This is a genomic window from Sphingomonas turrisvirgatae, assembly GCF_001721295.1.
GTDB classification, from domain to species: domain Bacteria; phylum Pseudomonadota; class Alphaproteobacteria; order Sphingomonadales; family Sphingomonadaceae; genus Sphingomonas; species Sphingomonas turrisvirgatae.
Window position 1 is genome coordinate 26,547 of sequence record NZ_MDDS01000011.1, and the last position, 25,851, is coordinate 52,397.

Here is a 25,851-nt window from a genome sequence, read left to right on the forward strand (position 1 = left end):
GGGGTACTGGACGGTGAAACGGGCACAGACGACTCCGGAAACGGCGGGACGTTCAGCAGATATCGCCCATCAGCTCGCGCGCGCAAATCGCTTCGAACCGCCGCTGTTCCCGTGCCTCGGTCGCAGCGACGCGCAACCGCGCCGCTGCCGGAGCACAGGCGCGTGGGACGCCGGGCCCCGGCACGCGACCGTCAGCGACGCGGGCCATTCGCCTCGGTTGTCAGCCGCTTGATCAGATCAACCTCGGCCTGGCGATAGGGCTTGCCGTTCGCGCGCAGCACTTCGTGGAACCAGATCGTCGGCTCCTCATGCGTGTACGGCCGTTTCCAGCTGTCCCACGGCATCCGCGTCTGCGACTTACCGTCGACAAAGCCCCAGTTGATCATCGCGATCTTGTACTTCTTGCCCAGCGGGAGCGATCCGTCGAAGGTCGATCCGTTGCCGCGCGCCATATATTCGGTCGCGAGAACGGGGCGGCCATAGCTCAACATCTGCTTGGCACGCTTCTCAAACGTTTCCGGCCAGCTGTAATCGTGGAAACTCATCACGTCCGACTGGGCGACCTGAATCTTCTCGACCGCATCGAGCTTGTCGGCCTGATCCCAATTCTGGCCGATCCACAGCCCGCTGGTCAGCGGCTGCGAAGGATTTGCGCTGCGCGCCCATTCGAATACCGGTCCGAGCAGGCCTGCGACCAGCTGCTTCTTCTGCGGCGTGGGCTTGTATGACCCGCCACCGCCGCCCTCGTTATTGGGCTCGTTCCACACGTCCCAGACCGCGATCCGCTTGTCGTTGGCGAAATGGCCGACGACATCCTTCACATAGGCCTCAAGCTCGCCATAACGGCTCTTGTCCGCCAGCCGCGCCGCGCCCGGCGCCTGCATCCATCCGGAATTGTGGACGCCGGGGATCGGCGGCCGCTGGGGCCCGGAGACGGGGTTCGGGTCCCAGCAGCTGTCGAACAGCACGAACATGATGCGGATCTTGTGTTTGTCCGCGATCTGCAGGAACGTTTCCATCCGCTGCTTGAGACCCTTGGCGTCCTCCTCCCACAGCATGTTGTGGAGATAGACGCGCATGATGTTCATGCCCATCGCCGACGCCCAGCCCAGTTCCTCGTCGATCTCCTTCGGATTGAAGGTCGCCGCCTGCCACATCTCAAACTGATTGATCGCGCTGCGGTTATTGTAATTGGCGCCGACCATCCAGGGCTGATTGGCGTACCAGGCGTTGGCCTGCTCCTTGGTCCACATGTCGCGCGCGTCGGCGGGCAACGCGGCAGTCATCGCGAACCCGGCGGCGGCGATCATCAGCAGGTGTTTCATCTTTCAGGTCCTGAATTTGAAGCGACAGAGGATCAGAAGCGGAAGCGGACGCCCACGCGGTAGACGCTCTCGAGGAAGCGCGTCTGCCAGTCATAGGACTGGCCGAGCGCGTTGAACTGGCGCGAGTTGCTGACCGCCGCACCCAACAGGTTGGTGGCATTGAAGGTCAGCGTGATATTCTCGATCGGGCTCAGCGTCGCCGCGAAATCGAGCGTACCGCGCCCGCGTTCGATGATCGGCAGCGCCGGACCGAGTACGCCGGCCCCCAATGCCGGATCGGCGACCTGACCGTAGCTGACCACGAAGTCCGAGCGGTAATTGTACGACAGCCGCGTCGAGACCCAGCGGTTCTCGTAGAAGCCCGATACATTCGCGACATGCTTTGACAGGCCCGCGATGCGCTGCTGACCCGGCAGCGTCGCAGCCAGCCCCGGCGCCAGCTCCGAAGTGCCGTCGACATAGGTGTAGTTCACCAGCGCGCCGAAGTTCGACATCCAGTCGGGCAGCCAGGGCGCACGGAAGAAGGTGCGCGCAGCAGCCTCGACGCCGTTGATCCGGCCCGCACCGCCATTTTCGGGGCGGTTGATCCGCAGGCGCCCGAACTCGGCATCCGCGATATCGGTGGTGAAATTGTTGACGAAGCCCTGCAGCTCCTTGCGGAATACGCCAACCGTGATCGATCCGCTGCGCGTGAAATAATATTCGAGCGACGCATCAAAATTGGTGGACTCGATCGGCTTCAGATCGGGATTGCCGCCCGACGCGGTGCGGATGCAATCCGGATTATTCGGCCCGCTGTCCGGCACCGTCGGATCGACCGTGCAGATCGGCGGCGGCGAATTGATCGTCAGCGACGGGTTGAGCTGCCCGAAGCCCGGGCGCGTGCGCGTCATCGTGAAGGCAAGGCGCAGCTGGAGGTTCGGATCGAACCGGATACGCGCGCTGACATTGGGGAGATAATCGTCATAGCGGCTGAACCGGGTGATCGGCGTGACCGTGGTGACGGCACCCGCGCCGGTACCCGTCGTCGAACGGGCGAAGCCGTTGATCGTATCCTCGGTCCGGGTCGCACGCAGACCGATCAGACCGTCAATTGGCACCCCAATATCGAAATCGTAGCGTGCCTGAACATAGGCCGTGTAGGTCTTTTCATTGCTTACATAGTTCGGGTCGCCGAACGATGGGCGGCCGGAGGGTTGGCCCGCCAGGTTACGCAGCACATCGACATTCTCCGCGATGCTTTCGCGCGTCGGGACAAGGAACCTGCGGAGCGAATCGACATCGTCGCCGCGGAAGCCAGGATTGGCGCTCTCGTAGGACAGCGGCAGCAGCGAGAACAGACGCCCCGCCGGGGCGGTGCCGACACGGGTGTAGGTGTAATTGTCGGCATTGCGGTCTGCAAAGCGGATCCCGGCCTGAAGGTTGGTGATGCCCCAGCGCTCGACGCGGTAATCGAGGTCAAGACGGGCCTGAAGTGCGTCACCGTGGCCGCGGTTGCCGGTTTCGTTGATCTGGGTCCAGCGGAACAGCGCCGGATTGAACTGGTCATAGTTGATCAGCGTCACCGTGCCGCCACCGACGCCTTGGTCGGTGTCGAAATCGAAATGGCGAACCGGCTGGGTCTGGCTGGTGAAGTTGAAGACGTAATTATGGTTGGTGAAGGTCGAGTCGGTATAGGCGACATCGCCTGTGATCCGCATCGGCCCGTTCTTCCAGATGAAGCCGGCACCGCCCTGATAGGTGTCGGTCCACTGGTTGTTCGCCACCTGACCGCCGACGACCTGGCCGCCGGCCGACGCATCCATGCTCTTGATCAGGTTGGTGCCGGGGAACAGCACGATGTTGCTGAGCACCGCAGCATCGCCCGAATTGACCTGGAAATTGCGCCCGCCACCGTTGGAGCGATACCCCTGATACAGCCCGTCGAGATAGATTTCGAGGTCGGGACTGGGCCGCCACTGAAATGCCGCAGCCGCGTTTGGCCGCCAGCGATCGGCGGTGGTGTAATCGATGTTGACGAACGAGGGATAGCGCAGCGCAGTGCCGACATAGCCGGGCACATTGGTGCGGTTGAGGATCGTCTGGCTGACATTGCGGGCCGAATCCTGGAACTTGATGTCGGCATAGGATCCCTCGATCAGGAAGCCCATGTCGCCGATCCCGGTCGACCAACGCGTGCTGAGCAGCAGGTTCGCCTCGACACCAGTCTTTTGCGACTGGTGCCAGTGCAGCCCGGTCACCGATCCGACGACGCGGCTGCCCTTGAAGTCGAGCGGCTTGCGCGACCGCACATCGATCAGGCCGGCAAGGCCCGGTTCGAGCAGATTGGCGCTTGCCGCCTTGTACACATCGATCCGCGCGACCGAGTTGGACGGGAAGTCCTGCAGCTGGACATAGCGCCCCTCGGCCGTGAAAACCTCACGCCCGTTATAGGTGGTCGACAGGTCGGGAAGACCGCGCACGCGCACCGCCTGAGCCGTGCCGCCATTGCGCTCCACCTGCACGCCGGTGATGCGCGCCAGCGATTCGGAGGCGGTGACGTCCGGAAGGCGGCCGATATCCTCGGCGACGACCGAATCCACGATTTCGTCCGATTCCTGCTTGAGCGCCTGCGCGGTCTCAAGGCTCTGGCGAATTGCCGAGACGATGATCTCGTCGGGCTCAGCGCCCGGCGCCGCAGCGGCCTGTTCGTCCTGCGCGCGTGCCATGGCCGGCACTGCCAGTGCCAGCACCGATGCCGTTCCGATCAGCATGCGGAAATTGCGGTTGATCACGTAACCTCCCCCTTGAACCATTTTATGACCTTTATCCCGTCCTATTGCGTCCTAATTATCATATCAATAGGCGAATTAAAATTTCTGGCCGATCACGGCACACGGCTGCCGGGCTTGCGCAACGCCTCGCCGGCACCGGCAGGCGGTGCGAATACCGGCACGCCGTCGCGCCAATCGATGCGCGAGATATGCGGCGCGCGACGCTGGGTGCAGCCCATGCCGGCCCCGGAATTGGCGTGATAGATGATCCATTGCTCGCGCCCGTCGGGCGAGGTGAAGAAGCCGTTATGTCCGGTCGCGAACACGCCATTGGCGCTCTTCAGCACCGGGTCGGAATGCTTGGTCCAATTGGCGCGGGCCAGCGGATTGGCCCCCTTGCGTAGCTCAAGCAACCCCAATGCATAATCGTCGGACCAGCAGGCACCCGCCGAATAGCTCATGAAGATGCGACCATCGGGTCCTTTGAGGAACTCAGGCCCTTCTAGAATGCGGCGCCCCCCGCGATCCTCCCACACCTTATCCGGCTCGGCGATCACCACCTCCTCGCCGGCGATCGTCCATGGATTGGCGAGACGGGAAATCGCGATCCCGCTGCCGGTGGAGAGATAGGGTGAATAGGCGAACCAAATCGTGCCGTGATCCTGAAAGACGGTGCCATCGATCCCGGGACGCGCGGTATTGACCCGCCCGCGATCGACCCACTCCCCCTGCATCGGATCGGCGGAGGCATTCTCCAGCACGAACACGCCGCGATGCCGGTCGTCCCGGAACCCCGATTCGGTCGCGGTGTAATAGATGTACCATCTGCCGTTGAGGCGATGCAGTTCGGGCGCCCAGATCGAGTGCGCGTTGCGGCCGGTGGTGGGTGGCGTCCAGATCGTCTTTTGCTCGGCATTGGCAAGATCGGCGATGTCGCGCGTCCGCCACAATGCGATCCGCCGGCCCAGCGTATGCGTATAATAATAGACACCGTCATGGGCGGTCACCCACGGATCGGGACCAGACGGGAGAATGGGATTGGTGAAGGACGCATCGGATTGCGCCCGATGCGGATATGGCCCTGCGGTTACCGCGCACCCCGCGACCGCAAGGGACGCCATCAGAGCCACGCCGTGCGTCGCACCCCTTACCAGTTTATGCGCCATCTTCCCCTCCAGTCACCGCCTCTTTTAAATCCGATAAATATCATATAACAAGATGCCAAGATTAGACACGGAGCGATTGTGGAGCGGATGCTGACCCGGCGTGGGCTGTTGACGGCGGGGACCGCGATGCTGGCAGCACCCCGTTCCTTCGCCGCCAGCGCCCGGCGCAAGCCCAATATCATCGTCATCTATGCCGACGATCTCGGCATCGGCGACCTCAGCTGCTACGGCGCGACGCGCTTCCGCACCCCGAACCTCGATGCGCTCGCCGCGCGGGGCGTCCGGTTCGAATCGGGCTACGCGACCTCCGCCACCTGCACCCCGTCGCGCTATGCCCTGCTGACCGGCGACTATCCGTGGCGCGCATCGGGCACGCAAATCCTGCCCGGCGATGCGCCGGCGATCATCCGACCCGGGCGCTTCACTCTGCCATCGATGCTGAAGCGCGCGGGCTATGCCACAGGCGTCGTGGGCAAATGGCATCTCGGCCTGGGCGACGGCAAGGTCGATTGGAATGGCGAGATTGCCCCCGGCCCGCTCGATATCGGCTTCGACTACGGCTTCTACATGCCCGCGACGCTCGATCGCGTGCCGACCGTGCTGATCGAGAATCGCCGCGTCGTCGGGCTCGACCCCGCTGATCCGATCCGGGTCGATTACAAGGCGAAGATCGGCGACGAGCCGACCGGCTTCGACAATCCCGGACTGCTCAAGTTTCGCGGCGATCCGGAACATTCGAACACGATCCACAACGGCATCAGCCGTATCGGTTACATGGCCGGCGGCAAGGCGGCGCGCTGGGTCGACGAGGAGCTGACCGATGTCCTGCTCGGCAAGGCGGTCGACTTCATTACCGCGCGCAAGGACAATCCCTTTTTCCTCTATTTCGCGATGAACGAACCGCACGTGCCGCGCGCTCCGCACACACGCTTCGTCGGCAAGTCCGGTCGGGGGCCGCGCGGGGACACCATCATCCAGCTCGACTGGACGGTGGGCGAGCTGGTCAGCAAGCTTGAGGCGCTGGGTATCGCCGACGACACGATGATCATCTTCAGCAGCGACAATGGCCCGATCCTGTTCGACGGATATGAGGACCGTGCGGTGTCGCTGAACGGCGCGCATCGCATGTCGGGCCGCTTTCGCAGCGGCAAATACAGCATCTTTGAAGGCGGCACGCGCGTACCGATGATCGTGATCTGGCCGGGCAACGCGCGCGCCGGGCATGTATCGCAGGCGATGGTCAGCCATGTCGACCTCATCGCGTCGATTGCCGGACTGGTCGGAGAGAAGCTGCCACGCGATCAGGCGGTCGACAGCCTCGACTTGCTCCCTGTTTTGCTCGGACGCAGCGACCATGGGCGCGACCATGTCGTGCAGGATACCAAGCTGATGGTCACCACCGGCACCACCGTCGCCAGCAGCGGCGCGCGCATCCTGGCGCTGCGTCATGGCGACTGGAAGTTCATCCGCGCCAGCGTCGAACCGCACGAGTTCCACGGCAACCAGATCGGCACCCTGCCCCGGCACCAGCTCTACAATCTCGCCAGCGATCCCGGCGAGCGCGACGACCTTGCCGCGAAGGACCCGAAGCGTGTTGCGCAGAAGGCGGCGATGCTCGACCGGATCGAGCGAAGCGGACGCACCCGCCCCTGACTCGACGGTTCGTCGCAGCGCAGGGCAATCAGTGCTTGCCTTCACCGCGATGAATTATATGATTTATAGGAAATAGGATGAGAGGGGTCGAAATGCGCGTGTGGGGATGGGCCAGCCGGGTCGTGATGCTGATGGCGGCACCCGCGATGGCTGGTGGCGCGCAGACCGCCACAACCGGTGCTTCCGTGCCCGCCCCGGCTCGACAGGCGGTCGCAGCCAAGCGCCCCAATGTTCTGCTCATTCTGGTTGACGACCTAAAGCCCAGCCTGCGTTCGTTCGGCGACGCGCATGCGATCAGCCCCAATATCGACCGACTGGCGGCGCGCGGCACGCGGTTCGAGCGCGCCTATGCCAATCAGGCGGTGTGCGCGCCGAGCCGGATCAACCTGATGACCGGTCGCCGCTCGACCTCCACCGGCATCTATAATTTCGGGCAGAATCTGCGCGATTACATGCCCGACGCGGTGACCCTGCCGCAGGCGTTCATGCGTGCGGGCTATCGCGCCGAAAGCTATGGCAAGGTGTTCCATATCGGTCATGGCACGACCGGTGATCCGCAAAGCTGGTCGGCCCCGGCGGTCAAGGACCACGTCATCGAATATGTCGACCCCGCCAATGCAGGTAAATCGACGCGCGAAGAGGCGCTGTTCAACGAGATCACCGTCCCCGAGGAGGCGGATGTCTTCAAATTTGCCGCGACGCTGGCACGTGGTGCGGCGTGGGAAGACCCCGATGTCGCCGACGACGCTTATGCCGATGGTCGCATCGCGATGCGCGCGTCCAAGCGGCTGGCGGAGCTGAAGACCGGCCAGCAGCCCTTCTTCCTCGCGGTTGGCTTTGCCCGCCCGCATCTTCCCTTTTCCGTCCCCAAAAAATACTGGGAGATGTACGATCCGGCCAGGCTGCCGATGCCCGAGTTCGAGCAGCTTCCCGACGGCGCACCTGCTTTCGCGGGCAAGATGGGGGGCGAGATTGCCGCCTACACCCCCGTCCCGGAAGGTCAGGTTCCGGGCAAGCGATTCTCCGACGCGCTCAAGCGCAAGCTGATCCACGGCTATTATGCCGGGGTCAGCTATGTCGACGCGCAGATCGGCAAGGTGCTGGATGCGCTGGAGCGCGAGGGGCTGGCCGAGGATACGATCGTCGTGCTGTGGGGCGACCATGGCTATCACCTTGGCGACCACGGCATCTGGACCAAGCACACCAATTACGAACAGGCGGTCCACCTGCCGATCATCTTCGCGGGGCCGGGCACCGGCAAGGCGGGCAGCGCGCCGCGCCAGCTCGCCGAGACGGTGGATATCTACCCGACGCTGGCGCAGCTTGCCGGCGTGAAGCTCGCACCGGGGACGCAGCCGATCGATGGCGCCGACCTCACCCCGGTGCTGCGCGATCCGGGGAGGCAGATCCGCCCCTATGCCTATCACGCCTTCAACCGTCCCGGTCGCATCGGCCAGGCGATCCGCACGGACCGTTATCGCCTGATCCGCTGGACGCAGGAAGCGAGCGGGCAGCGCGTCTATGAACTGTACGACATGACCGCCGACCCGGGCGAGACGAAGAACATCGCCGATGCCCAGCCCAAGCTGCGCGCGAAGCTCGACGCGATGCTCGACGCCCAGCCCAAGCCGGCGTCGGTGAACCTCAAGGCCCAGCGCGACGCAGCAGCGCGCGACTAGACACAACCAAAGGGGAGAGACCCATGCGACTGATATTCGCGGCCGCCGCCGCATTGATCACCCTGTCCGGCCCGGCGCTGGCGCAGGGCGCGCTCGGCGCCAATTACAACGAGCATTATGAGGATGTGGACTATCGCGAGCTGGACCAGGCCGGCGCGAAATGGGTTCGCATCTTCCTGCCCATGCGTCAGCTCGACAGCAAGCCCACGGTCGAACATGGCGCGGTGAAGACGATCCTTGAGGCCAAGGCGAAGGGATACAAGACGATCCTGACCTTCAAATATCACTATAATCGCATGCCCTTCCCCAAGGCTGGCGGGGAGGAATATCAGCGCCAGATCGCGCGCACCGATGCGGTGCTGCCGCTGGTGATGGGCAAGGTCGATATTCTCATGATCGGCAACGAGCCCTTCATCGAAAGTCGCCAGCAGGACTGGAACCCCAACTTCAACGCCTTTTACGAAGGGCTGGCAAAGCGCGTCATCGACTATCGCAAGCAGCATTGCGCAACAGCGTGCCCGACTCGGCTGTATATGGGGGCGCTGAACCAGCTGCCCAACCCGGAATGGCGCAATGCCACGACCGAGCGCTGGATGGCGTTCGTCAAGGCGACGCCGGAATTGGACGGGGTCAGCATCCATCCGCACATCAACGGTATCGAGAAGTCGAAGATTTTCCTCGACTATATCCTGCCGCGGATGCGCCCGGAGCAGACCTTCATCGTCACCGAATTCTCGCTGATCTGGTGGTGGCAGGAGAATATGGAAAAGCCGGTCGCGCCGGCCTTTGCCGACAAATATGGCGCGCCGCGCACCGCGCAGAACTGGCAGATCGTGCAGGCCGCGCTGGAAACGCCCTTCCCCAAGGCGCAATGGGACGATTTCCTCAAGATGAGCCCGTGGTTCGAGGGGCGGAAACATTATCTGCGCAACCAGATGAAGATGTTCCGCGACACCGGTCGCCTCGCCGTCGCCACCTATGGCTTCAAGCAGGGCAGCTCGATGAAGGCCGAATGGGGTCCCAAAAAGACACCCTGGCTGATCAACAGCGTGTTCGCCCCGGCGACGATCCGCAAGAATGCCGATGGCACGTCCCAGCCCAACTATGCCTGGATCGACGATTTCCGGGCGTTGCAGCAGAATTGAGAGCGATGAAACACCCTGCCCTGCTCGCCGGCATCGCGTTGGCAACCCTGGCCGCGACGCCGGTCTGCGCTCAGGTCCAGCCGCTCAAAAAGGCGGTGGCCGACGATATCTTTGCCGACCATCCGTCGATGGATCGCAATGCGACGGTGATGCCCGCTGCGGACGCGAAGCCGGTCACTGCGATCTTCGCCGAACGCCCGATCGGGGACGCATCGATGGCGCGGCTGCCCGGCGGGGGCTGGGCGCTGACCGGTACCACGCTGCGCAGCGGTCCGCGTCACGGGGTCGAACTGTGGACCTCGACCGACGCGAAAAAATGGACGCGCGTGGGTCCGGCGAAGATTTCGGGCAGCGGGATCGCGGTCGGCGATGCGTCCGAACGTTACCTCGCGCCGTCGGTGACGGTGGCGGGCGACGCGCTCTACCTCGCCTTTGCCGACAAGACCGGGTGCGCGCGCATTGCGACCGGCAAGGCGGCGGCACCGAGCGGTGCCTTCGCCGCCTCGCCCTGTCTGGTCGAGGATGCGAGCGACGTGTCGCTGTTCGTCGACACTGACGGCAAGGGCTATCTGATCTGGGGCGGCGGCATGATCGCGCGGCTCGCTCCCGGGTTCCAGAAGCTCGCTGAAACTCCGCGCCTGCTCAAGCCCGACCAGAAATTGTTCGCCAAGCACCCGCCGGTCGGCAAGGACTGGCCGGTGCGCACCCGCATCGGCACGCGCGGCGCGACGATGGCGCGTGACGGCGACAAATACGTCCTCGCCGCGAGCGAGACGACGGGGCGGATGCGCACCGCGACCGAGGATCTGTTCGTCGCCGACGCCCCCACCCCCTATGGCCCCTTCACGATGCGCGCGCTCGCCGTGCCGCATGCCGGGCGCGGGTCGCTGGTGCGCACCGACGACGGCAAGCTCGCAGCGGTGTACAACCCGCGCTGCGACGATGGCTTTGCCTTGTTCTGCGAGCAGGTCGGCCTCGCCCCGCTCGAACGCGCGCCCGACGGGCGGCTGCGCCAGGCGGCATCGGTGATCACCGAGGACAGCGCGGTCGCGGCGCGCAAGCCGCTGGTGACCACGGAATCGATGCGCGACCCTTCCGTCACCTTGGGCGGGGACGGCTTCTACTATCTCGTCGGTACGCTCGACGGCTATGGCTATCACCGGCCCGAAGGCGGGGTGAAACTGTGGCGTTCGGCCGATCTGGAGAAATGGGACGAGGTTGGCTTCGTCTGGAAATGGGAAGGGTTGGGCTATGATTTCGGCGGGAATATCGCCGAACTCTGGGCACCCGAAATCATGTGGTCGGCGCGCGACAAAACCTATTATCTCGCTTTCTCGGTGATGGAGCGCGGGGTCGGCGGCAAGACCTGGCTGTACCGGTCGACCAGCGGCAAGGCGGACGGGCCGTATGAGAATGTCACCAAAAGCTATTTCGTGAAGGGTATCGACGGCTTTCCCTTCGAGGATGACGACGGCCTCTATTTCCTGTGGGGCGGCGGCAGCATCGGGAAACTGAACGCGAAGCGCGACGGGTTCGATGGGCCAGTGCGAACATTGGTCGATGCAGATGGCGATCATGTCGGGTACGAAGGCAACGGGTTGATCAAGGTCAACGGCGTCTACTTTCTGACGGGTGCGGAGTGGCATGGTCCACTGCGTACTCACGGTACGTACGACATGATGTACGGCACAGCGAAGACATTGTTCGGCCCGTACAGCCAGCGCCGCATGGGCGCGCCGCATGGCGGGCACGGCACGGCGTTCAGGGACAAGGAAGGCCGCTACTGGTACACGATGTTCGGCAACGACCCGACCGCGCCGTGGCGGATGCAGTTCGGGCTGGTGCCGATCGACATCGGCGACCCCGCATCGATCGGCGTGCCGCGGATCGCGAAATGAGCTGGGGGTATCTCCGCTGGCATCGCGCGTTCGGTATCGGCGCGGCGGGGCTGCTCGCCGTCACCGGTGCACCGTCGAGCGCCTTGCCCGCCCCGGTTGGAGCCGCGGCTAAGCAGGCGGCGCGCCAGCCCAACATTCTGTTCATCCTGGTCGACGACATGGGCTATGGCGACCTGTCGATCACCGGCAACCGGCTTGTAGCGACGCCTAACATCGATGCGCTTGCCCGCGACGGCATGTTGATGACGCAATTCTACGACGCCGCGCCGATCTGCTCGCCATCGCGCGCCGGGTTCCTGACCGGACAGTTTCCGGCGCGAAACCGCTTCGTCACCTTCATCGCCGACCGCAAGCGCAACCGCGAGTTCGGGCAGGCCGACTGGCTCGATCCAAAACTACCCAACCTCGCGCGGTCGCTGAAGCAGGCGGGCTATGCCACCGCGCATATCGGCAAATGGCATTTGGGCGGCGGCCGGGACGTTGGCGATGCGCCGCTGCCAACTGCCTATGGCTTCGACGAAAGCTACGTTCAGTTCGAGGGGCTGGGGCCGCGCGTCCTGCCCAGCGATATCGCGAATAATTTGGCACAGCAGAGCGCAGCGCTGGGACAGGGGCCGATCGACTGGCTACCGCGCGCGCAGACCACCGGACGTTATGTCGATCGCGTGCTCGACTTCGTAGGCCGCAAGCGGGCGGCGCCATGGTTCGCCCAGCTGTGGCTGGACGATGTCCACACGCCTTGGCAGCCCGATGACGCGCAGGCCGCTGCGGTGAAGGGCAAGGGCCGCGACGCGCGGGAGGACAAGTTCCTGGCGGTGCTGGTCGCGATGGACGCCGAAATCGGACGGCTGGTCGCCGGGCTGCGCGCCGCCGGCGAGCTGGACGACACGCTGATCGTGTTCACGTCGGACAATGGTCCGACCATTGGGGCCGATACGCCCGGATCGGCGGGTCCCTATCGCGGACGCAAGGCGAGTCTGTACGAAGGCGGCATCCGTCAGCCGCTGATCATCCGCTGGCCCGGACAGGTGCGACCGGGCAGCCGCGACATGCGCAGTCTGGTGCAGGCGGTCGACCTTTATCCGACCCTCGCCAGCATCGCCGGCGCCGCCCGTCCCGTCGGTATGGACGGGATCGACGTCAGTGCGGCGTGGCGTGGCCGGGTGCTGACCATGCGCCCCGACCTCTACACCCATATCGCCCGCCCCGCCGCCGAACGTGCGTTCGGCCCGCATTATTCGATTCGGTCCGGGCCGTGGAAGCTGTTGATGGATGCCGATGGGTCGGCGGTCGAACTCTATGATATCGCGCGCGATCCGGAGGAGAAGCACGATCGCACGGCCACCGCGCCGCAAGCGGCCGAGCGTCTCAAGGCGAAACTGTCGGCGTGGATCGGTCGGCTGCCGCCCCGCCCGACTGCCGCCAACTGATCCCGGCCTCTGACACATTGTGAGAGACGCTCGCGATTGCGGCTATGTTTCAGTCCGGTTTTGCGGTCTGTAGCTCCAAAGCCGCCGGTCTTTCTTCGGCCCAAAACCAGTCGAACTCAAGGCCTCTTGCCCTAGTACAACTAACCTGCCTGAAGTCAGGGAAGAGGGTCGTGGTTAGACGAGGGGCAAGTTTACGTGCGCAACGGCGTAAGGTAAGGCGGCCGTAGCCGGACCGAAGCGGACAGACGCGAACAAAAATATGGCAAATCAACACTCTAACCATCCTAGATGCTGACTTTTGGGGGCCGTTCTGGGGCTTATCCCGCATTTTCGGCCAAATTGTATATATATGTCAGTCGCTTGTGCAGAAACTTCTAGTCCTCTTCTGGCACCATTTACCCGTTCGCGAATGGTCGCGACGGGTTGCCTTCCCACAAAGCCGCCAAAAACGAGCGTCGAGCTGACCGGGTCCGTTCGCCTCAATTCGCCCAAATTCGGAGCCCCTTGGGGGCCTTTTCCGGGGGCCTCGGCTAAGTCCCCTGGGAAAGCCGCCTAAACGTGCCGCTGTCCGACTTGGCTATCAAAGCTCTGAAGTCCGGCCCCAAGGCCGTAAAGTAAGCGAAGAGAAGGGCTTGATTCTGCTGCTCACGCCCAGCGGAAGCCGGCTTTGGCGGTTCAAGTACCGGTTCAACGGCAAGGAGAAGAAGCTAGCTTTTGACAGCTATCTTGAAATTCCGATCAAAGGAAGCGCGACGGCGTAGGGACGAAGCCCGGTCACAGATCACTCATGGCATTGACCCGTCAGAAGCGAACCGCGCCCGGCAGATGCCGAGGCTGAGAGCGCCCGCAACTAATTCTCCGTGATCGCCGAGGGTATCTCCAGTTAATGGAAAAAGACGGCCGGAAGGCAATCACGATTGCCACTGGTTCAGCGGCGGAGCTCTGATTCCTCGATCTACCCGATCATGTCGCTTGCCAGATGCCTCAACTTGTCAGGATTGCGAACGATGTAGATCGACGCGATCTTGCCGCCGCGTATATCAAGCGCGGTGGTCTGCACGATGCCGCGGTCGATGCTGATGTAGCCAGGCAGACCATCGATCTGCGCAGTGCGCAGCAGTTGGGCGGTCGGGGCGTTCTTGCGCCGCAGTCCTGCGAACAGTCGAAGCGCGCGATCGACGCCGTGAATGACGTTGCGGAAAGCCAAGACCTTGCCGCCGCCGTCAGAATGAATCTCGACCTCATGAGCAAGGAGCGAGGCGAGCGAAGAAGTATCGCCATCGCGCGCCGCAACGAAAAACGCCTGCGTGATCCGGTCCGCTTCGGCTGCCCCCACGCTGAAGCGCGGCCGAGCGTCCTGGACATGCCTCCGCGCGCGCGAAGCCAGTTGGCGTACCGCCGCCGGTTCGCGGCTGAGCGTCACCGCGACATCGCTCAAGGCCATTTCGAAAACGTCGTGGAGCAGAAATGCCGCACGTTCCAGTGGCGACAGGCGTTCCATGGCAAGCATCAGCGTGACCGTGATATCGTCCGCTATGGCCTCCTCCGGGTCTACCGAACCCACCAATGGATCAGGCAGCCACGGTCCGATATAGGTCTCGCGGCGCGAGCGAGCGGATTTGAGGCGGTCAAGGCATAGGCGGGGGACGATGCGCGGCAGGGAAGCGGCTGGGGAATCGATCCCATCATCGACCTGCTCCCATCTGAGCCACGCATCCTGCAGCACATCCTCGGCCTCGCTGAACGAACCGAGCATCCGATATCCCAAGCGTACAAGTCGCTTACGTTCGTTCTGGAAATCCGCCAGGCGCGACGCGGGGCTTAGCGTCGCTCCGGACGTCTCTACGCCATGGACACTCGTCATCGCGCGTCGCTCCCGTTGTTTCATCCTGATCTGACGAGCCAGCCGGGCGCAGTGTGACATGATCGGCGGGGATGCGAAAATTTCGGACGGCGTGTCACATCGCGGCAGCCCGCCTCGTCAGTGCAGCAAGCGTCGGCTGGACGCTGTTGGAACAGGACGAATGACATGGATGAAATCAAGCGGCTGGTCTGGCACGAAGTGGCCCCGAAAGGCGCGCAGGCGCTATTCGGCGTGCACCACTACATCACCACCGGCACCAATCTGCCCGAAGAGATGATCCACCTCGTGTTCTTGCGCGTATCGCAGATCAATGGCTGCGCGCACTGCATCGATCTGCATACGCGAGACCTCCTAAAGACGATGGCGCTCGACAAGGTGGTGCTGCTGCCGGTCTGGGCTGAAGTGCCTCACCTGTTCAATCCGCAATATCGCGCAGCGTTGGCTTGGGCCGAGGAAGTCACGCGGGTTAGCGAGACCCGTGCTTCGGATGACGCCTATGCCGTCGCAGCAGCAGCTTTCGATCCGCGCGACCTTGTCGACCTGACGATCGCGATCGCGGCGATGAACGCATTCAACCGCCTTGGCGCGCCATTCCGTTTGCCGGTGAAAGCCAGGCCCTGACACGCTCCAACAGATTGGATCTCAAGGTCATGACCGAACGACTCGACCACATGCGCCAAGTTCCGGCGTTGACGCAAAAGCTGACCGAGCTCACCTTCGCAATCAAGCAGGGGACGGTCGAGCAGACGATCCTGAGCTTCGTCGAGATTCGCGCTTCGCAGCTCAATGGCTGCGCCTTCTGCCTCGACATGCACATCAAGCAGGCCAAACTGCACGGCGAGCGCGATCTTCGCCTCCACCACGTCGCGATCTGGCGTGAATCGACCCTGTTCAGCGATCGCGAGCGTGCGGCATTAGCCTGGACCGAAGCGCTTACCCAGCTCTCCCCTAAAGGTGTGCACGACGACCTCTATGCGGCAGCGCGTGCGCAGTTCTCGCAGGACGAGCTGGTCTATCTCACTTACATGATCATGGTGATCAATGCCTGGAACCGTGCATCGATCGCGTTCCGATCGGTGCCAGGGTCGCGGGACAAGGCGTTCGGCTTGGACAAGGCACGCCTGTCCTGATCGACAACTGCCGCCGCCTTTGTGGTCTGGATCGTGTGTAGTAGCTGGCTCTGATGCATACTGGAGCCGAACTCGAAATCCGCTTGAAGCGCGCTGCGTTCAACCGCGCGCTGGCAGCAGGCGACCTTTCCGCGATCGGGCCGATCCTTTGGCCGAGCGCGATACTGGTCACCGGCACCGACAGCGCACTCCTTGCAGGACGCAACGCTCAACTTGCGGCCTGGAAGAGAGAGTTCGCGGTGCCGGATCGCGCGATCTATGTCCGTACGACGAATATGATTACGGTCTCCCCGGTCGAAGCGATCGCCTTCGAGCAGGGAGATTGGACCGCGACCTCGCTGAGTGGCGTTCATCAGGCCGGCGGCATCTATACGGCTAAGTGGCGGAAGCGGGATGCAGTATGGCGCATCGAGGCCGAGCTGTTCCTGACGCTTTCGTGAAATCGAGCAGTGGCTTCGCGCCGCATGCGCAATCGCGTCATGCGGCAGTGGCTGCCTCATAAGCCTGCGCCTCGGCTGCGATAAGGATGTCGGCGAGCATCCAATAGGCTTCGCCCCAGGCCGCCAGCACGGTGTCGGGCGCGGCGTCTTCGCCCAGTACCTCGCGGATTGCCGGCAGCAGCGCGGCGGCCACATGCGGATAATGTTCGGGCTTCACGCCGGTCTGCACATGCCGCAGCACCATCCGTTCGACCGCGCTCCCCAGGTTTTGCAGTTTGTCGATGTTCCTGGCGTAGGCGAGGATCGCACCGGCCAGCCGCCGCGGCTGCTCGCCGCTCGTCTGGGCGGCGCGGTCGAACATCGCCGCGATCTCGGCATTCTCGAATAGGCGCCGGTACATGGCGGTGGTGATGGCAACGCCGTGCTTTTCGAGCGCGGGGGCAGTGGCTTTGACGATTGCCATGGTGTCTGGCGAGAGCGGGCGCATCGGGATACTCCTGTAAGAGGCGGGGCGCGGCCGGCCCGCGCCCCGGATGGATCAGGCCGCCTTCTTCCAGATCGGCTCGAGCGCAACGTGCGGCGGGCAGGCGGCGACCGGGCCGCTCGGCAGGCCGGCAAGTTCGTTGGCGAAGCCGTGGTTGACGTCGCGGTGGTGAGCTTCGTCGGCGCGGACCACCAGCACCACGTCGCGCAGCGTCGCGTCGTCGGGCAGGTTCCAGTAATCCTTGGCGATCTGCGGTGCGGGGACGTTGGCGCTGCGGCCCTCGTCGATCTCGGCGAGATAGTGGGTGTAGCTGATCACCGCCTCTTCCTCGAAATAGCCGACAACGCGGTGCGCGGTCTTCGAACTGACGAGATAGAGGCCGAAGAAGAACAGGTAGAACACCCATTGCACGCCAATGATCACCGCGCGCTCGAACCAGGTCGGCTTCGAAATCTCGATGAACGTCATGAGGTGCATGCGCTCATTCTCGGCCTCGTCCATCAGCGTCCTGATCCAGCCCTTGTCGTCGCAGATGCGCCGCAGGCACGACAGGTGCGTGATGGTCGCGCCGACCATGCCGGGCACAGCGGCGACCGTTTCCAGCACTACGGCGCGATGGCCATAGCGCTCGGCGAAGAACGTATCAGCGGTCCAGCGCAGCAGCTTGGTGAAGCCATAGGCGATGCGGTCCGACAGCCCCTTGGGCTGATGATGGACACCAAGGTCGATATAGGGTGGGGTCATCGGTCGTCTCCGTTTTCGTTGGCGAAGACCTAGGCCGGTGCGCGAGGCCAAAAAATTCGGATCATGTCCCTACGTAGTTTCCCGGAGGTGGCGCTTGGCTCGGCGACGCGGCATGACAGCGGCGTGACCGAGAAGCGCCTGACCCTCCGCCACACGATCATTCCGGCGCCGCCGCTGCTGGTGACGCTGGCGCTAGCGGCGCTCGCCGTCGCGCTGGGTGCGGGGGTGCGGATCGCCTTCGCCGCCGAACTGGGGCAGCGCGCGACCTATATCTTCTTCGTGCCCGCCGTGGTGCTGGCCAGTGCTTTGAGCGGCCTGCGCGCGGGCGTGGCGGCGAGCATCGCCGGCTCCGTCGTCGGCCTGTGGTGCGATCGCATGATTGGGCCGGTCGCCGCAGGCAGCTGGATCGCGGCCGGCGCATTCGTCGCGATTGGTGGCGCCATCGCGCTGGGCGGCGAGTGGTTCCAGCGCGCCCGGGCCGAGGCCGAGCGCGTGACCGAGGGGCTGGCGCGGCGCGAGGCGCATCTGCGCTCGCTGCTCGACACCGTGCCCGACGCGATCGTGGTGATCGACGAAGCCGGGCTGATCCGCGATTTCAGTCCGGCAGCAACGCGGATGTTCGGTTGGGACGCGGACGAAGTGAATGGCCGAAACGTCAGCGTGTTGATGCCCGATCCCTACCGCAGCGCGCACGACGATTATCTCCAGCGCTATTACCGGACCGGAGAGCGGCGTATCATCGGCAAGGGGCGGGTCGTGGTCGGGGTGCGCAAGGACGGGTCCACCTTCCCGCTGGAGCTGGCAGTGGGTGAGATGCGGGTCAGCGGGCAGCGCCACTTCACCGGCTTCATCCGTGACCTGACCGAACGTCAGCAGGCGGAGGCCCGGCTGCAGGAACTGCAGGCCGAACTCGTGCACGTTTCACGCCTTACCGCCCTGGGCGAGATGGCTTCGGCCCTCGCACACGAACTCAATCAGCCGCTCTCGGCAATCGCCAACTACCTCAAGGGCAGCCGCATGCTGCTGAAGCGGGACGACGTGCCGCTGGATCGCGTCGGTGACGCGGTCGAACGTGCATCCGAGCAGGCGCTGCGCGCGGGCGACATCATCCGCCGGCTGCGCGAGTTCGTGGCGCGCGGCGAGACCGAGCGCGCGGTGGAGAGCCTGCCCAAGCTGGTCGAGGAAGCAAGCGCGTTGGCGCTGGTCGGGGTCAAGGAACATGGCATCCGCGTGCGCTACGAATTCGACCCCGCGATCGACCTGGTGCTGGCGGACAAGGTGCAGGTCCAGCAGGTGCTGCTCAACCTCGTGCGCAATGCGATCGATGCGATGACGCAAGCCGAATCATCGGTTCGCGACCTGACCATCACCCTCGCGCCGGCTGAGGATGACATGGCGCAGGTGACCGTCGCGGACACCGGGTCCGGCATCGATCCGGAAGTGGCAGATCGGCTGTTCCAGCCCTTCGTTACCACCAAGCGCACCGGCATGGGCGTCGGCCTCTCGATCTCGCGCACCATCATCGAGGCGCATGGTGGTCGCATCTGGGCACAGCCGCGCGCCGGCGGCGGCGCGGGGTTCGGGCTGACGCTGCGCCGCGTCGGCCAAGAGGAGCTGTATGATGGCGAGTGACGGAATCGTCTATGTGATCGACGACGACGAGGCGGCGCGGCACTCGCTCGAATTCCTGCTCGATTGCTCGGAAATTCGCGTACGCGCCTTTCCTTCGGCGGACGCATTCCTGGTTGCGGCGCCGCCGCTTGGCGGCGCGTGCATCGTTACGGACGTCCGCATGCCCGGCAGCAGCGGGATCGAACTGGTCGAAGAAATGAAACGTCGCGGCGCCAGCGTGCCCGTCATCGTCATCACCGGCCACGCCGATGTCCCGCTCGCGATCCAGGCAATGCATGCCGGCGTGGCCGACTTCATCGAAAAGCCGTTCGATGACGAGATGATACTCGCCGCGATCCGCAAGGCGCTGGCTGCGCAGGCCGGCGACGATGCGGCGCGCGCCGAACGCCAGGCGGTAGTCGACCGCATCGCATCGTTGAGCGGGCGCGAGCGCGAGGTGATGGAGGGTCTTGCCCGAGGCGACGCGAACAAGGCAATCGCCTTCGACCTTGGCATCAGTGCGCGCACGGTCGAGGTATACCGGGCGAATGTGATGCTCAAGATGCAGGCGAAGACGCTGTCCGACCTGGTGCGGATGGTTACGGTCGCTCGCTTGCCCTAGCAACGGCGAACCTGACACGTGGTGGCTAAAGCGGCCCAATCTCGGTCATTCACTGGTCCGGCGCTTCGTCCCGAAAGCCATCGCTAGCCGAACCTGGGAACGCACGGGCAAGATCGAGTGAAAGGCCGGTTCGCTCACAAGGCTCGGAAAGCTGCCCACAACACGCTCGGCTACCCGTCGTGAGCTTTGCCCATCGCCGAGTGGGATGCGCTTTAGGCCGCTGGGCCTCCTCCAGACTCAGGCGCGAAAGGCTAATTATCGCGAACGGAAAGGCATTCGCGCCGCGCCGCGTCGTTGATGCGCAACACCGTTCGATTGGGCTGACGCCCACGGTCTGGTGGGAACGAATGTGGTTTACCCATCGGCCACCGCCTCCGATTTGACCTGCCAAGGCGGCAAGCCCGGCACCCGTCAGGGCCGTCGAAGAAGCTGCCACGCCAAATGGTAGGTCTGGAGAGCGAGATGTTGACTGCAGCAGAGCGTATCGATGCGAGATCATCGAATGTCATGAACGATCCTCGTGACAATACGGCCGTTCCAAATGGCAACGTCTCGCCGTCAACACCGGCGCATCTTCCTACCGTTGACATTTCTCGGTTGAATGGATCGCCACAGGATCGTGCGCTCTTCATCGCAGAACTGCGCCGCATTCTGCATGAGCATGGTTTCTTCTACCTCACCGGCCACGGCGTACCACCGTCGCTGGTTGATGGCATGCTGGCTGCCTCCAAGCAGTTCTTCGCTTTGCCCGAAGCGGCCAAGCTCGAAATCAGCATGCTGAAGTCACCTCATTTTCGCGGCTATAACCGCGCCGGGCTGGAGATGACCGGCGGCAAGCAGGATTGGCGCGAGCAGGTTGATTTCGACTGCGAGGAAGCAGCCCTTACGATCGGTCCGGACACGCCGGCCTGGAAGCGGACGATCGGCCCGAACTTGTGGCCCTCCGCACTGCCGGAATTCAAGTCCGTGGTGCTTGGGTATCAGGCACAGATGACTCGCGTCGCGATCGACGTTTTGAAAGCGATCGCACTGGCGCTGGGACAGAGCGAAGACGTTTTCGCACCGATGTACGAACCGATGCCCCGCCAGCACCTGAAAATCCTGCGATATCCTGGTCGCGATGCCGCAGGGTCAGAGCAGGGCGTCGGCGCGCATAAGGATGGCGGGCTGATCACCATCTTGCTGCAGGATACGGTCGCCGGATTGAGCGTTCAGGCCGAAGATGGCAGCTGGATCGATGCGCCACCGGTTCCAGGAACGTTCGTGGTCAATACCGGCGAATTGCTGGAGTTGGCGACCAATGGCTTCGTCCGGGCCGACGTTCACGCCGCAGCTGTCCCGCCGGCCGGTGTTGAGCGCTTCTCAATACCGTTCTTCCTGGGTGCCAGCCATGAAAACACGGTACCCGTCATCGATTTGCCGCCTGAATTGAAAAAGATAGAGCGTGGGGTGAGCACGGACCCGCACAATCCGATCTTCCGCGAAGTGGGCGCCAATCACTTGAAGGCGCGTCTGCGCTCACATCCCGACGTAGCGGCGCTCCATTACCCTGATCTATCTGCGTAGCAGCGCCCGCCTAAAGCCGCGGCGCGCGCGATTACGCGCTCCGCGCACTTAGACTTACGTCTGACGACCCAACTGGAAAGTGCATCCATGAAGACTCGCGCCGCAGTGGCATTCGAAGCGAAGAAGCCGCTGGAAATCGTCGAGCTCGACCTCGAAGGGCCAAAGGCTGGCGAAGTGCTGGTCGAGATCATGGCCACGGGCATCTGCCATACCGACGCCTACACGCTCGACGGCTTCGATTCCGAAGGCATCTTCCCCAGCGTGCTCGGCCATGAAGGCGCGGGCATCGTGCGCGAGGTGGGTGCCGGCGTCACCTCAGTCGTGCCGGGCGATCATGTCATCCCGCTCTACACGCCGGAATGCCGCCAGTGTAAGTCGTGCCTCAGCGGCAAGACCAATTTGTGCACCGCGATCCGCTCAACCCAGGGCAAGGGCCTGATGCCTGACGGCACCACACGCTTCAGCTACAAGGGTCAGCCCATCTATCATTATATGGGCTGCTCGACCTTCTCGAACTTCACCGTCCTGCCCGAGATCGCGGTGGCGAGTATCCGCAAGGACGCGCCATTCCAGTCGAGCTGCTATATCGGCTGCGGCGTCACCACCGGGGTCGGCGCCGTGGTGAATACGGCCAAGGTGCAGGTTGGCGACAATGTCGTCGTGTTCGGCCTTGGCGGCATCGGCCTCAACGTCATCCAGGGTGCGCGGCTTGCCGGCGCGAACAGGATCATCGGCGTCGACATCAACCCCGATCGCGAGGAATGGGGCCGCAAGTTCGGCATGACAGATTTCCTCAATTCCAGGGGCATGAGCCGCGAGGACGTGGTCGCGCGGATCGTCGCGATGACGGATGGCGGCGCGGACTATACCTTCGACGCGACCGGCAATACCGAAGTGATGCGCATCGCGCTCGAGGCTTGCCACCGCGGCTGGGGCACCAGCATCATCATCGGCGTGGCCGAGGCGGGCAAGGAGATCGCGACGCGTCCGTTCCAGCTCGTCACTGGCCGCAACTGGCGCGGCACCGCATTTGGCGGCGCCAAGGGCCGCACCGATGTGCCGAAGATCGTCGACATGTACATGCAGGGCAAGATCGAGATCGACCCGATGATCACCCATGTCATGGGGCTGGAGGACATCAACAAGGGCTTCGACCTGATGCATGCGGGCGAAAGCATCCGCAGCGTCGTCGTCTACTGACCGCCCGATCTAGAGTGTCTCCTGGAGGAAGCGGGAACGGTCAAAACTCGGTAGTCGCCGAGGCAAGACGCGTACGATCAAATTATCGGCCCCAGGTCCCTGCAAACTGGGTTTCATTTGAGCCAGGCCACAGCGGCTGAAAGCCGGAGCGCAGTCCCGCTCAGCGGAACTCAACGCATCAAACCGGCCGCGCGGAGGGCATCTTCAATCACTCGCCCCACGCCGTCGGCAGGCGGCTTGGCATGCGCCGCCTGGCTGACATCTTCATGCGACGCTCCTTCGGTCGCTGAATGGAAGCGGGTCGCATTTGGCTGAGGTGTGCGGACAGGTGCGCCTCGAGGCAAGCGATCCTGCCCAGCTATCCCCCAAAAGTCGGCAACCCGACGGGTCGATGAAATGCCCGCCTCCAGCATATAGGGTCCGGCAGACCCGCAGGCTTCCGGACCAGCGGTGCTCAGGGGCGTGCCATGCGGGAGGCCGGCGATCCGATATTCCTCGATGACCTCGCGCCCGTGCGCGTCGCGCCACGCGCGTCGGCGATGCCCGCACACTGTTTCGACTACTGCCGGTCCGCTTTTCACGCCGTGGACGGCACGCCATTGCTCGACGATCAGCGCCGAATTCGCATGGCTCACCGTGGCATCGCGATCGCCATGCCATACCGAAATTTTGGGCCAGGGACCTGGGTGAGGCGATGCGGCGGTCACCAGCGAGCCGAGCGCTTCCACAGGCGGCCCGCCCTGCGCACGCATGCGGTCGAATGCTTCGGGGACCGTCGCAGCCGTTCCATAGGGAAGTCCGGCGATGATCGCGCCGCCGGCAAATACATCCGGATAAGCGGCGAGCATCACCGACGCCATCGCACCCCCAGCTGACAGACCAGTCACATAGACGCGAGCGGGATCGAGCGCATGCGTCGCGATCATCGCGGCGATCATCTGACGGACTGAAAGCGCCTCGCCCGCATCTCGGCGCGTGTCGCCTAGGTTGAACCAGTTGAAGCAGAGATTTGGATTATTGCCGCGCTGCTGTTCGGGGTAAAGAAGCGCAAAGCCCTGCTCGTCGGCGAGTTGCGACCAGCCAGAGCCGTGGTCATAGCTGGCGGCATCCTGCATACAGCCGTGAAGCACGACCACCAGTGGCGGCGAAGCAGCGAGACACGCCGGTAGGTAGAAGCGGCCTCGCAATGCCCCAGGGTTCGAGCCAAAGGGCGGCAGGTCAGCGAGCCGGTCCGCGCCCGCCGGCTTGGGGCCAGCATGTTTCCGAAATGCCGAGAGGCGGCTGAGCGTATCGTTGAGGTTTCGAATGCGGCTTCTCCTGCCATGGCGGAAGCCCTGACCCAGAACAACCTTACCAATGCTGCAGCGCACAATGTCGTGGTGTAATGCGGAGGCCGCAAGAGCGCTGACCGATATTTGCTTGCTCGATGGGGGTGGCGGCCGGCCAATGCGATCCCCATATACTGTCTATCGCGCCGTCTGTTTCGAGCTTGGCCGCGACTGAGAGTTGCAATGCTCCCGCTCTGATGCGGGGCTTTCTCATGCCACCACCTGCAACGGTGAACTGCTTTTCCCCGCTGGGTACCCTACCGGACGGTTCAATCGCGCGCGCACGATGTCAGCCGCAACCGCATCCGCCGCGGCCGGGCGCAAGGCGCTTGTCCGGCAATTTTGCGGCGCTCACGGCACGCCGGGTCGGTCACACCCTTATCGAAGGAATTCAAGACATGGCTAAAGGCGAACAACGTGGCAATCGCGAAGCGCGCAAGCCGAAGAAGCCGGCTCCGCCAAAGCAGAATGCGTCCAATCCTTCGTTGAAGGGCGCGCCACAGACAGCGCCGTCGAAAAAAGGCTGAGCGATCCTCATTTGAAAGGCCAGTTTATGCAGCCGACCTCTACCCTCTGCCGCGCCCAGGAGGCGCGTCACCATGCGCTTGCCAGCGCCGCTGTCCTCGATAACGTCAGGCAGGTGGCAACCACGGCTGCCGCTGCCTGGGCCAAGGAGGGCGTGGCGGCCGCTCTGCGCGAGGGCCGCAAGTTGCGCGCCAGCGCGGCTGCAGCGGCACATGCCGCGCTTGCCGAACCGCCGCACGACGAATTCCGCGCGCTGAGCGAAAACCCCGACCGGGGCCATGCCGACGCCGCATGACGTGCGGCTCGGCTTTCCGCTTGGTGTGGTGAGCGGATGCGACTGAACATCCGCCACGTCACCACCTATGCCTACAGCCAGCCGGTCGGGCTCCTCGCGCATCGCATGATGCTGACGCCGCGGGGTTCGCATGCGCTGCGGCTCATCTCCGCGGAACTGACATGCGAACCTGCGGCGGCGCTGGAATGGACGCAGGATGTCTGGGGCAATCTGATTGCCACCGCCAGCTTTCCTGCAGCGACGCAGCAACTGGTGGTCACCAATAGCGTAACGGTCGAACAGACCGCCTCCCTCTGGCCCATCCTCAAGATCGCACCGCATGCGCACCGCTACCCATTTGCATATTCGCCGGGCGAGCGAGCTGACCTCGGCGCGCTGCTCGTGCCCGAATATGCCGATCCCGGCGATCGGCTGGCGGCATGGGCCCGCGCGATCGTGCTGGGCCACGACACCGACACGCTCTCGCTGCTGCAGGATGTGAACGCCGCTGCGCGTCAGGGCATGGCTTATGTCACGCGGGAAGCGGTCGGTACCCAGTCACCCCACGAAACGCTCGACCTTGCATCCGGGTCGTGCCGCGACCTCGCGACGCTGTTCATCGATGCGGTGCGCCATCTCGGCTTCGGTGCTCGCGCGGTTTCCGGTTATCTGTTCGATCCGCCAGCCCCGGGCGGCCTGGTCGAGCAGGACAATCAGCATGGCGCGACCCATGCCTGGGCGGAAGTCTATTTGCCGTGCGCTGGCTGGATCGCCTTCGATCCGACCAACGGCCGCATGGGCGAGGCGCATCTCGTGCCCGTCGCAGTTGGTCGAAGCATTGCGCAACTGAGTCCGATCGACGGGCGGTATATCGGGCCGAGCGACGCTTTCCGCGCCATGACCGTCGAAGTGACCGTTACGGCGGTAGGATGAATGGGTTCTATCCTGAAAGTACGCCACCAATCACATACTGGCTAACCGGATATCGGCCTGCGCTCAGCCCATCCATGCCGA

Annotated in this window: 24 protein-coding genes; 16 read left to right on the forward strand and 8 right to left on the reverse strand. The window is 63.9% G+C overall.

Translation table 11 applies throughout. The annotated features are described in order from the left end of the window. Positions 1 to 52: 52 nt before the first annotated feature. From BFL28_RS21050 to BFL28_RS04710, 4 genes are all read right to left on the reverse strand, one after another. On the reverse strand, positions 53 to 208 hold the full coding sequence (locus tag BFL28_RS21050) for a hypothetical protein (protein ID WP_173655677.1): 156 nt from the start codon (positions 206 to 208) through the stop codon (positions 53 to 55). Then, positions 192 to 1,325, reverse strand: a complete 1,134-nt coding sequence (locus tag BFL28_RS04700; protein WP_069319455.1) for an endo-1,4-beta-xylanase — start codon at positions 1,323 to 1,325, stop codon at positions 192 to 194. The genes BFL28_RS21050 and BFL28_RS04700 overlap by 17 nt, the downstream gene beginning before the upstream one ends. A 32-nt stretch (positions 1,326 to 1,357) precedes the next feature. Further along, positions 1,358 to 4,099: a TonB-dependent receptor gene (locus BFL28_RS04705; protein ID WP_069319456.1), complete on the reverse strand. Its 2,742-nt coding sequence runs from the start codon at positions 4,097 to 4,099 to the stop codon at positions 1,358 to 1,360. A 92-nt stretch (positions 4,100 to 4,191) separates the two neighbouring features. Then, a complete protein-coding gene (locus BFL28_RS04710; RefSeq protein ID WP_173655679.1) occupies positions 4,192 to 5,244 on the reverse strand; it encodes a glycoside hydrolase family 43 protein in 1,053 nt (350 codons plus the stop codon). 87 nt (positions 5,245 to 5,331) lie between these two features. On the opposite strand from BFL28_RS04710, the gene BFL28_RS04715 reads away from it, so the two are divergent. The 6 genes from BFL28_RS04715 to BFL28_RS21055 all read left to right on the forward strand — a co-directional run bounded on the left by BFL28_RS04715 (position 5,332) and on the right by BFL28_RS21055 (position 13,810). Continuing rightward, positions 5,332 to 6,897, forward strand: a complete 1,566-nt coding sequence (locus tag BFL28_RS04715) for a sulfatase family protein (RefSeq protein WP_069319457.1) — start codon at positions 5,332 to 5,334, stop codon at positions 6,895 to 6,897. A 77-nt stretch (positions 6,898 to 6,974) separates the two neighbouring features. After that, complete coding sequence (locus BFL28_RS04720; protein WP_241527216.1) at positions 6,975 to 8,576, forward strand: sulfatase; 1,602 nt, start codon at positions 6,975 to 6,977, stop codon at positions 8,574 to 8,576. A gap of 23 nt (positions 8,577 to 8,599) precedes the next feature. Further along, complete coding sequence (locus BFL28_RS04725) at positions 8,600 to 9,721, forward strand: hypothetical protein (protein ID WP_079246932.1); 1,122 nt, start codon at positions 8,600 to 8,602, stop codon at positions 9,719 to 9,721. 5 nt (positions 9,722 to 9,726) lie between these two features. Beyond that, a complete protein-coding gene (locus BFL28_RS04730; RefSeq protein ID WP_069319458.1) occupies positions 9,727 to 11,619 on the forward strand; it encodes a family 43 glycosylhydrolase in 1,893 nt (630 codons plus the stop codon). Beyond that, on the forward strand, positions 11,616 to 13,049 hold the full coding sequence (locus tag BFL28_RS04735) for a sulfatase-like hydrolase/transferase (protein WP_079246933.1): 1,434 nt from the start codon (positions 11,616 to 11,618) through the stop codon (positions 13,047 to 13,049). The genes BFL28_RS04730 and BFL28_RS04735 overlap by 4 nt, the downstream gene beginning before the upstream one ends. Before the next feature lie 632 nt (positions 13,050 to 13,681). Next, entirely contained in the window at positions 13,682 to 13,810 is a 129-nt protein-coding gene (locus BFL28_RS21055; RefSeq protein WP_131818596.1) for an Arm DNA-binding domain-containing protein, read from the forward strand. Between the two features lie 194 nt (positions 13,811 to 14,004). Here the strand turns inward: BFL28_RS21055 and BFL28_RS04740 are convergent, their stop codons facing one another. Then, positions 14,005 to 14,913 (reverse strand): sigma-70 family RNA polymerase sigma factor, encoded by a 909-nt coding sequence (locus tag BFL28_RS04740; protein ID WP_079246934.1) that lies wholly within the window; start codon positions 14,911 to 14,913, stop codon positions 14,005 to 14,007. Between the two features lie 165 nt (positions 14,914 to 15,078). On the opposite strand from BFL28_RS04740, the gene BFL28_RS04745 reads away from it, so the two are divergent. Genes BFL28_RS04745 through BFL28_RS04755 form a run of 3 tightly spaced genes read left to right on the forward strand, consistent with a single transcriptional unit; the run spans position 15,079 to position 16,483 of the window. Next, a complete protein-coding gene (locus BFL28_RS04745; protein ID WP_069319459.1) occupies positions 15,079 to 15,534 on the forward strand; it encodes a carboxymuconolactone decarboxylase family protein in 456 nt (151 codons plus the stop codon). A 29-nt stretch (positions 15,535 to 15,563) separates the two neighbouring features. Beyond that, complete coding sequence (locus BFL28_RS04750) at positions 15,564 to 16,043, forward strand: carboxymuconolactone decarboxylase family protein (protein WP_069319495.1); 480 nt, start codon at positions 15,564 to 15,566, stop codon at positions 16,041 to 16,043. A gap of 53 nt (positions 16,044 to 16,096) precedes the next feature. Further along, positions 16,097 to 16,483 carry a nuclear transport factor 2 family protein gene (locus BFL28_RS04755; RefSeq protein ID WP_069319460.1) on the forward strand — a complete coding sequence of 129 codons (387 nt, stop codon included), beginning with the start codon at positions 16,097 to 16,099 and terminating at the stop codon, positions 16,481 to 16,483. A 37-nt stretch (positions 16,484 to 16,520) separates the two neighbouring features. Here BFL28_RS04755 and BFL28_RS04760 read toward each other — a convergent pair whose 3' ends face one another. Beyond that, entirely contained in the window at positions 16,521 to 16,970 is a 450-nt protein-coding gene (locus BFL28_RS04760; protein ID WP_069319461.1) for a globin domain-containing protein, read from the reverse strand. Positions 16,971 to 17,021: 51 nt separating this feature from the next. After that, entirely contained in the window at positions 17,022 to 17,711 is a 690-nt protein-coding gene (locus BFL28_RS04765; protein ID WP_069319462.1) for an alternative oxidase, read from the reverse strand. Positions 17,712 to 17,774: 63 nt separating this feature from the next. Between BFL28_RS04765 and BFL28_RS04770 the strand changes: the two genes are divergently transcribed. The 4 genes from BFL28_RS04770 to BFL28_RS04785 all read left to right on the forward strand — a co-directional run bounded on the left by BFL28_RS04770 (position 17,775) and on the right by BFL28_RS04785 (position 22,710). Next, positions 17,775 to 19,343: a PAS domain S-box protein gene (locus tag BFL28_RS04770; protein ID WP_079246935.1), complete on the forward strand. Its 1,569-nt coding sequence runs from the start codon at positions 17,775 to 17,777 to the stop codon at positions 19,341 to 19,343. Continuing rightward, the gene (gene fixJ, locus BFL28_RS04775) at positions 19,333 to 19,944 is read left to right on the forward strand and encodes a response regulator FixJ (RefSeq protein WP_069319463.1); all 612 of its coding nucleotides are present in this window, start codon (positions 19,333 to 19,335) and stop codon (positions 19,942 to 19,944) included. The genes BFL28_RS04770 and fixJ overlap by 11 nt, the downstream gene beginning before the upstream one ends. A 462-nt stretch (positions 19,945 to 20,406) precedes the next feature. Further along, on the forward strand, positions 20,407 to 21,510 hold the full coding sequence (locus tag BFL28_RS04780; RefSeq protein WP_206599078.1) for an isopenicillin N synthase family dioxygenase: 1,104 nt from the start codon (positions 20,407 to 20,409) through the stop codon (positions 21,508 to 21,510). Positions 21,511 to 21,597: 87 nt separating this feature from the next. Beyond that, positions 21,598 to 22,710 (forward strand): S-(hydroxymethyl)glutathione dehydrogenase/class III alcohol dehydrogenase, encoded by a 1,113-nt coding sequence (locus BFL28_RS04785; RefSeq protein WP_069319465.1) that lies wholly within the window; start codon positions 21,598 to 21,600, stop codon positions 22,708 to 22,710. Positions 22,711 to 22,880: 170 nt separating this feature from the next. On the opposite strand, the gene BFL28_RS04790 is transcribed toward BFL28_RS04785, so the two are convergent. Beyond that, positions 22,881 to 24,068: an extracellular catalytic domain type 1 short-chain-length polyhydroxyalkanoate depolymerase gene (locus BFL28_RS04790; protein WP_338152237.1), complete on the reverse strand. Its 1,188-nt coding sequence runs from the start codon at positions 24,066 to 24,068 to the stop codon at positions 22,881 to 22,883. A 299-nt stretch (positions 24,069 to 24,367) separates the two neighbouring features. On the opposite strand from BFL28_RS04790, the gene BFL28_RS20670 reads away from it, so the two are divergent. From BFL28_RS20670 to BFL28_RS04800, 3 genes are all read left to right on the forward strand, one after another. Continuing rightward, entirely contained in the window at positions 24,368 to 24,565 is a 198-nt protein-coding gene (locus tag BFL28_RS20670; RefSeq protein ID WP_131818597.1) for a hypothetical protein, read from the forward strand. Between the two features lie 113 nt (positions 24,566 to 24,678). After that, on the forward strand, positions 24,679 to 24,858 hold the full coding sequence (locus tag BFL28_RS04795; RefSeq protein ID WP_241527218.1) for a hypothetical protein: 180 nt from the start codon (positions 24,679 to 24,681) through the stop codon (positions 24,856 to 24,858). 36 nt (positions 24,859 to 24,894) lie between these two features. Then, positions 24,895 to 25,770 carry a transglutaminase family protein gene (locus tag BFL28_RS04800; RefSeq protein ID WP_069319467.1) on the forward strand — a complete coding sequence of 292 codons (876 nt, stop codon included), beginning with the start codon at positions 24,895 to 24,897 and terminating at the stop codon, positions 25,768 to 25,770. The last annotated feature ends 81 nt before the right edge of the window (positions 25,771 to 25,851 follow it).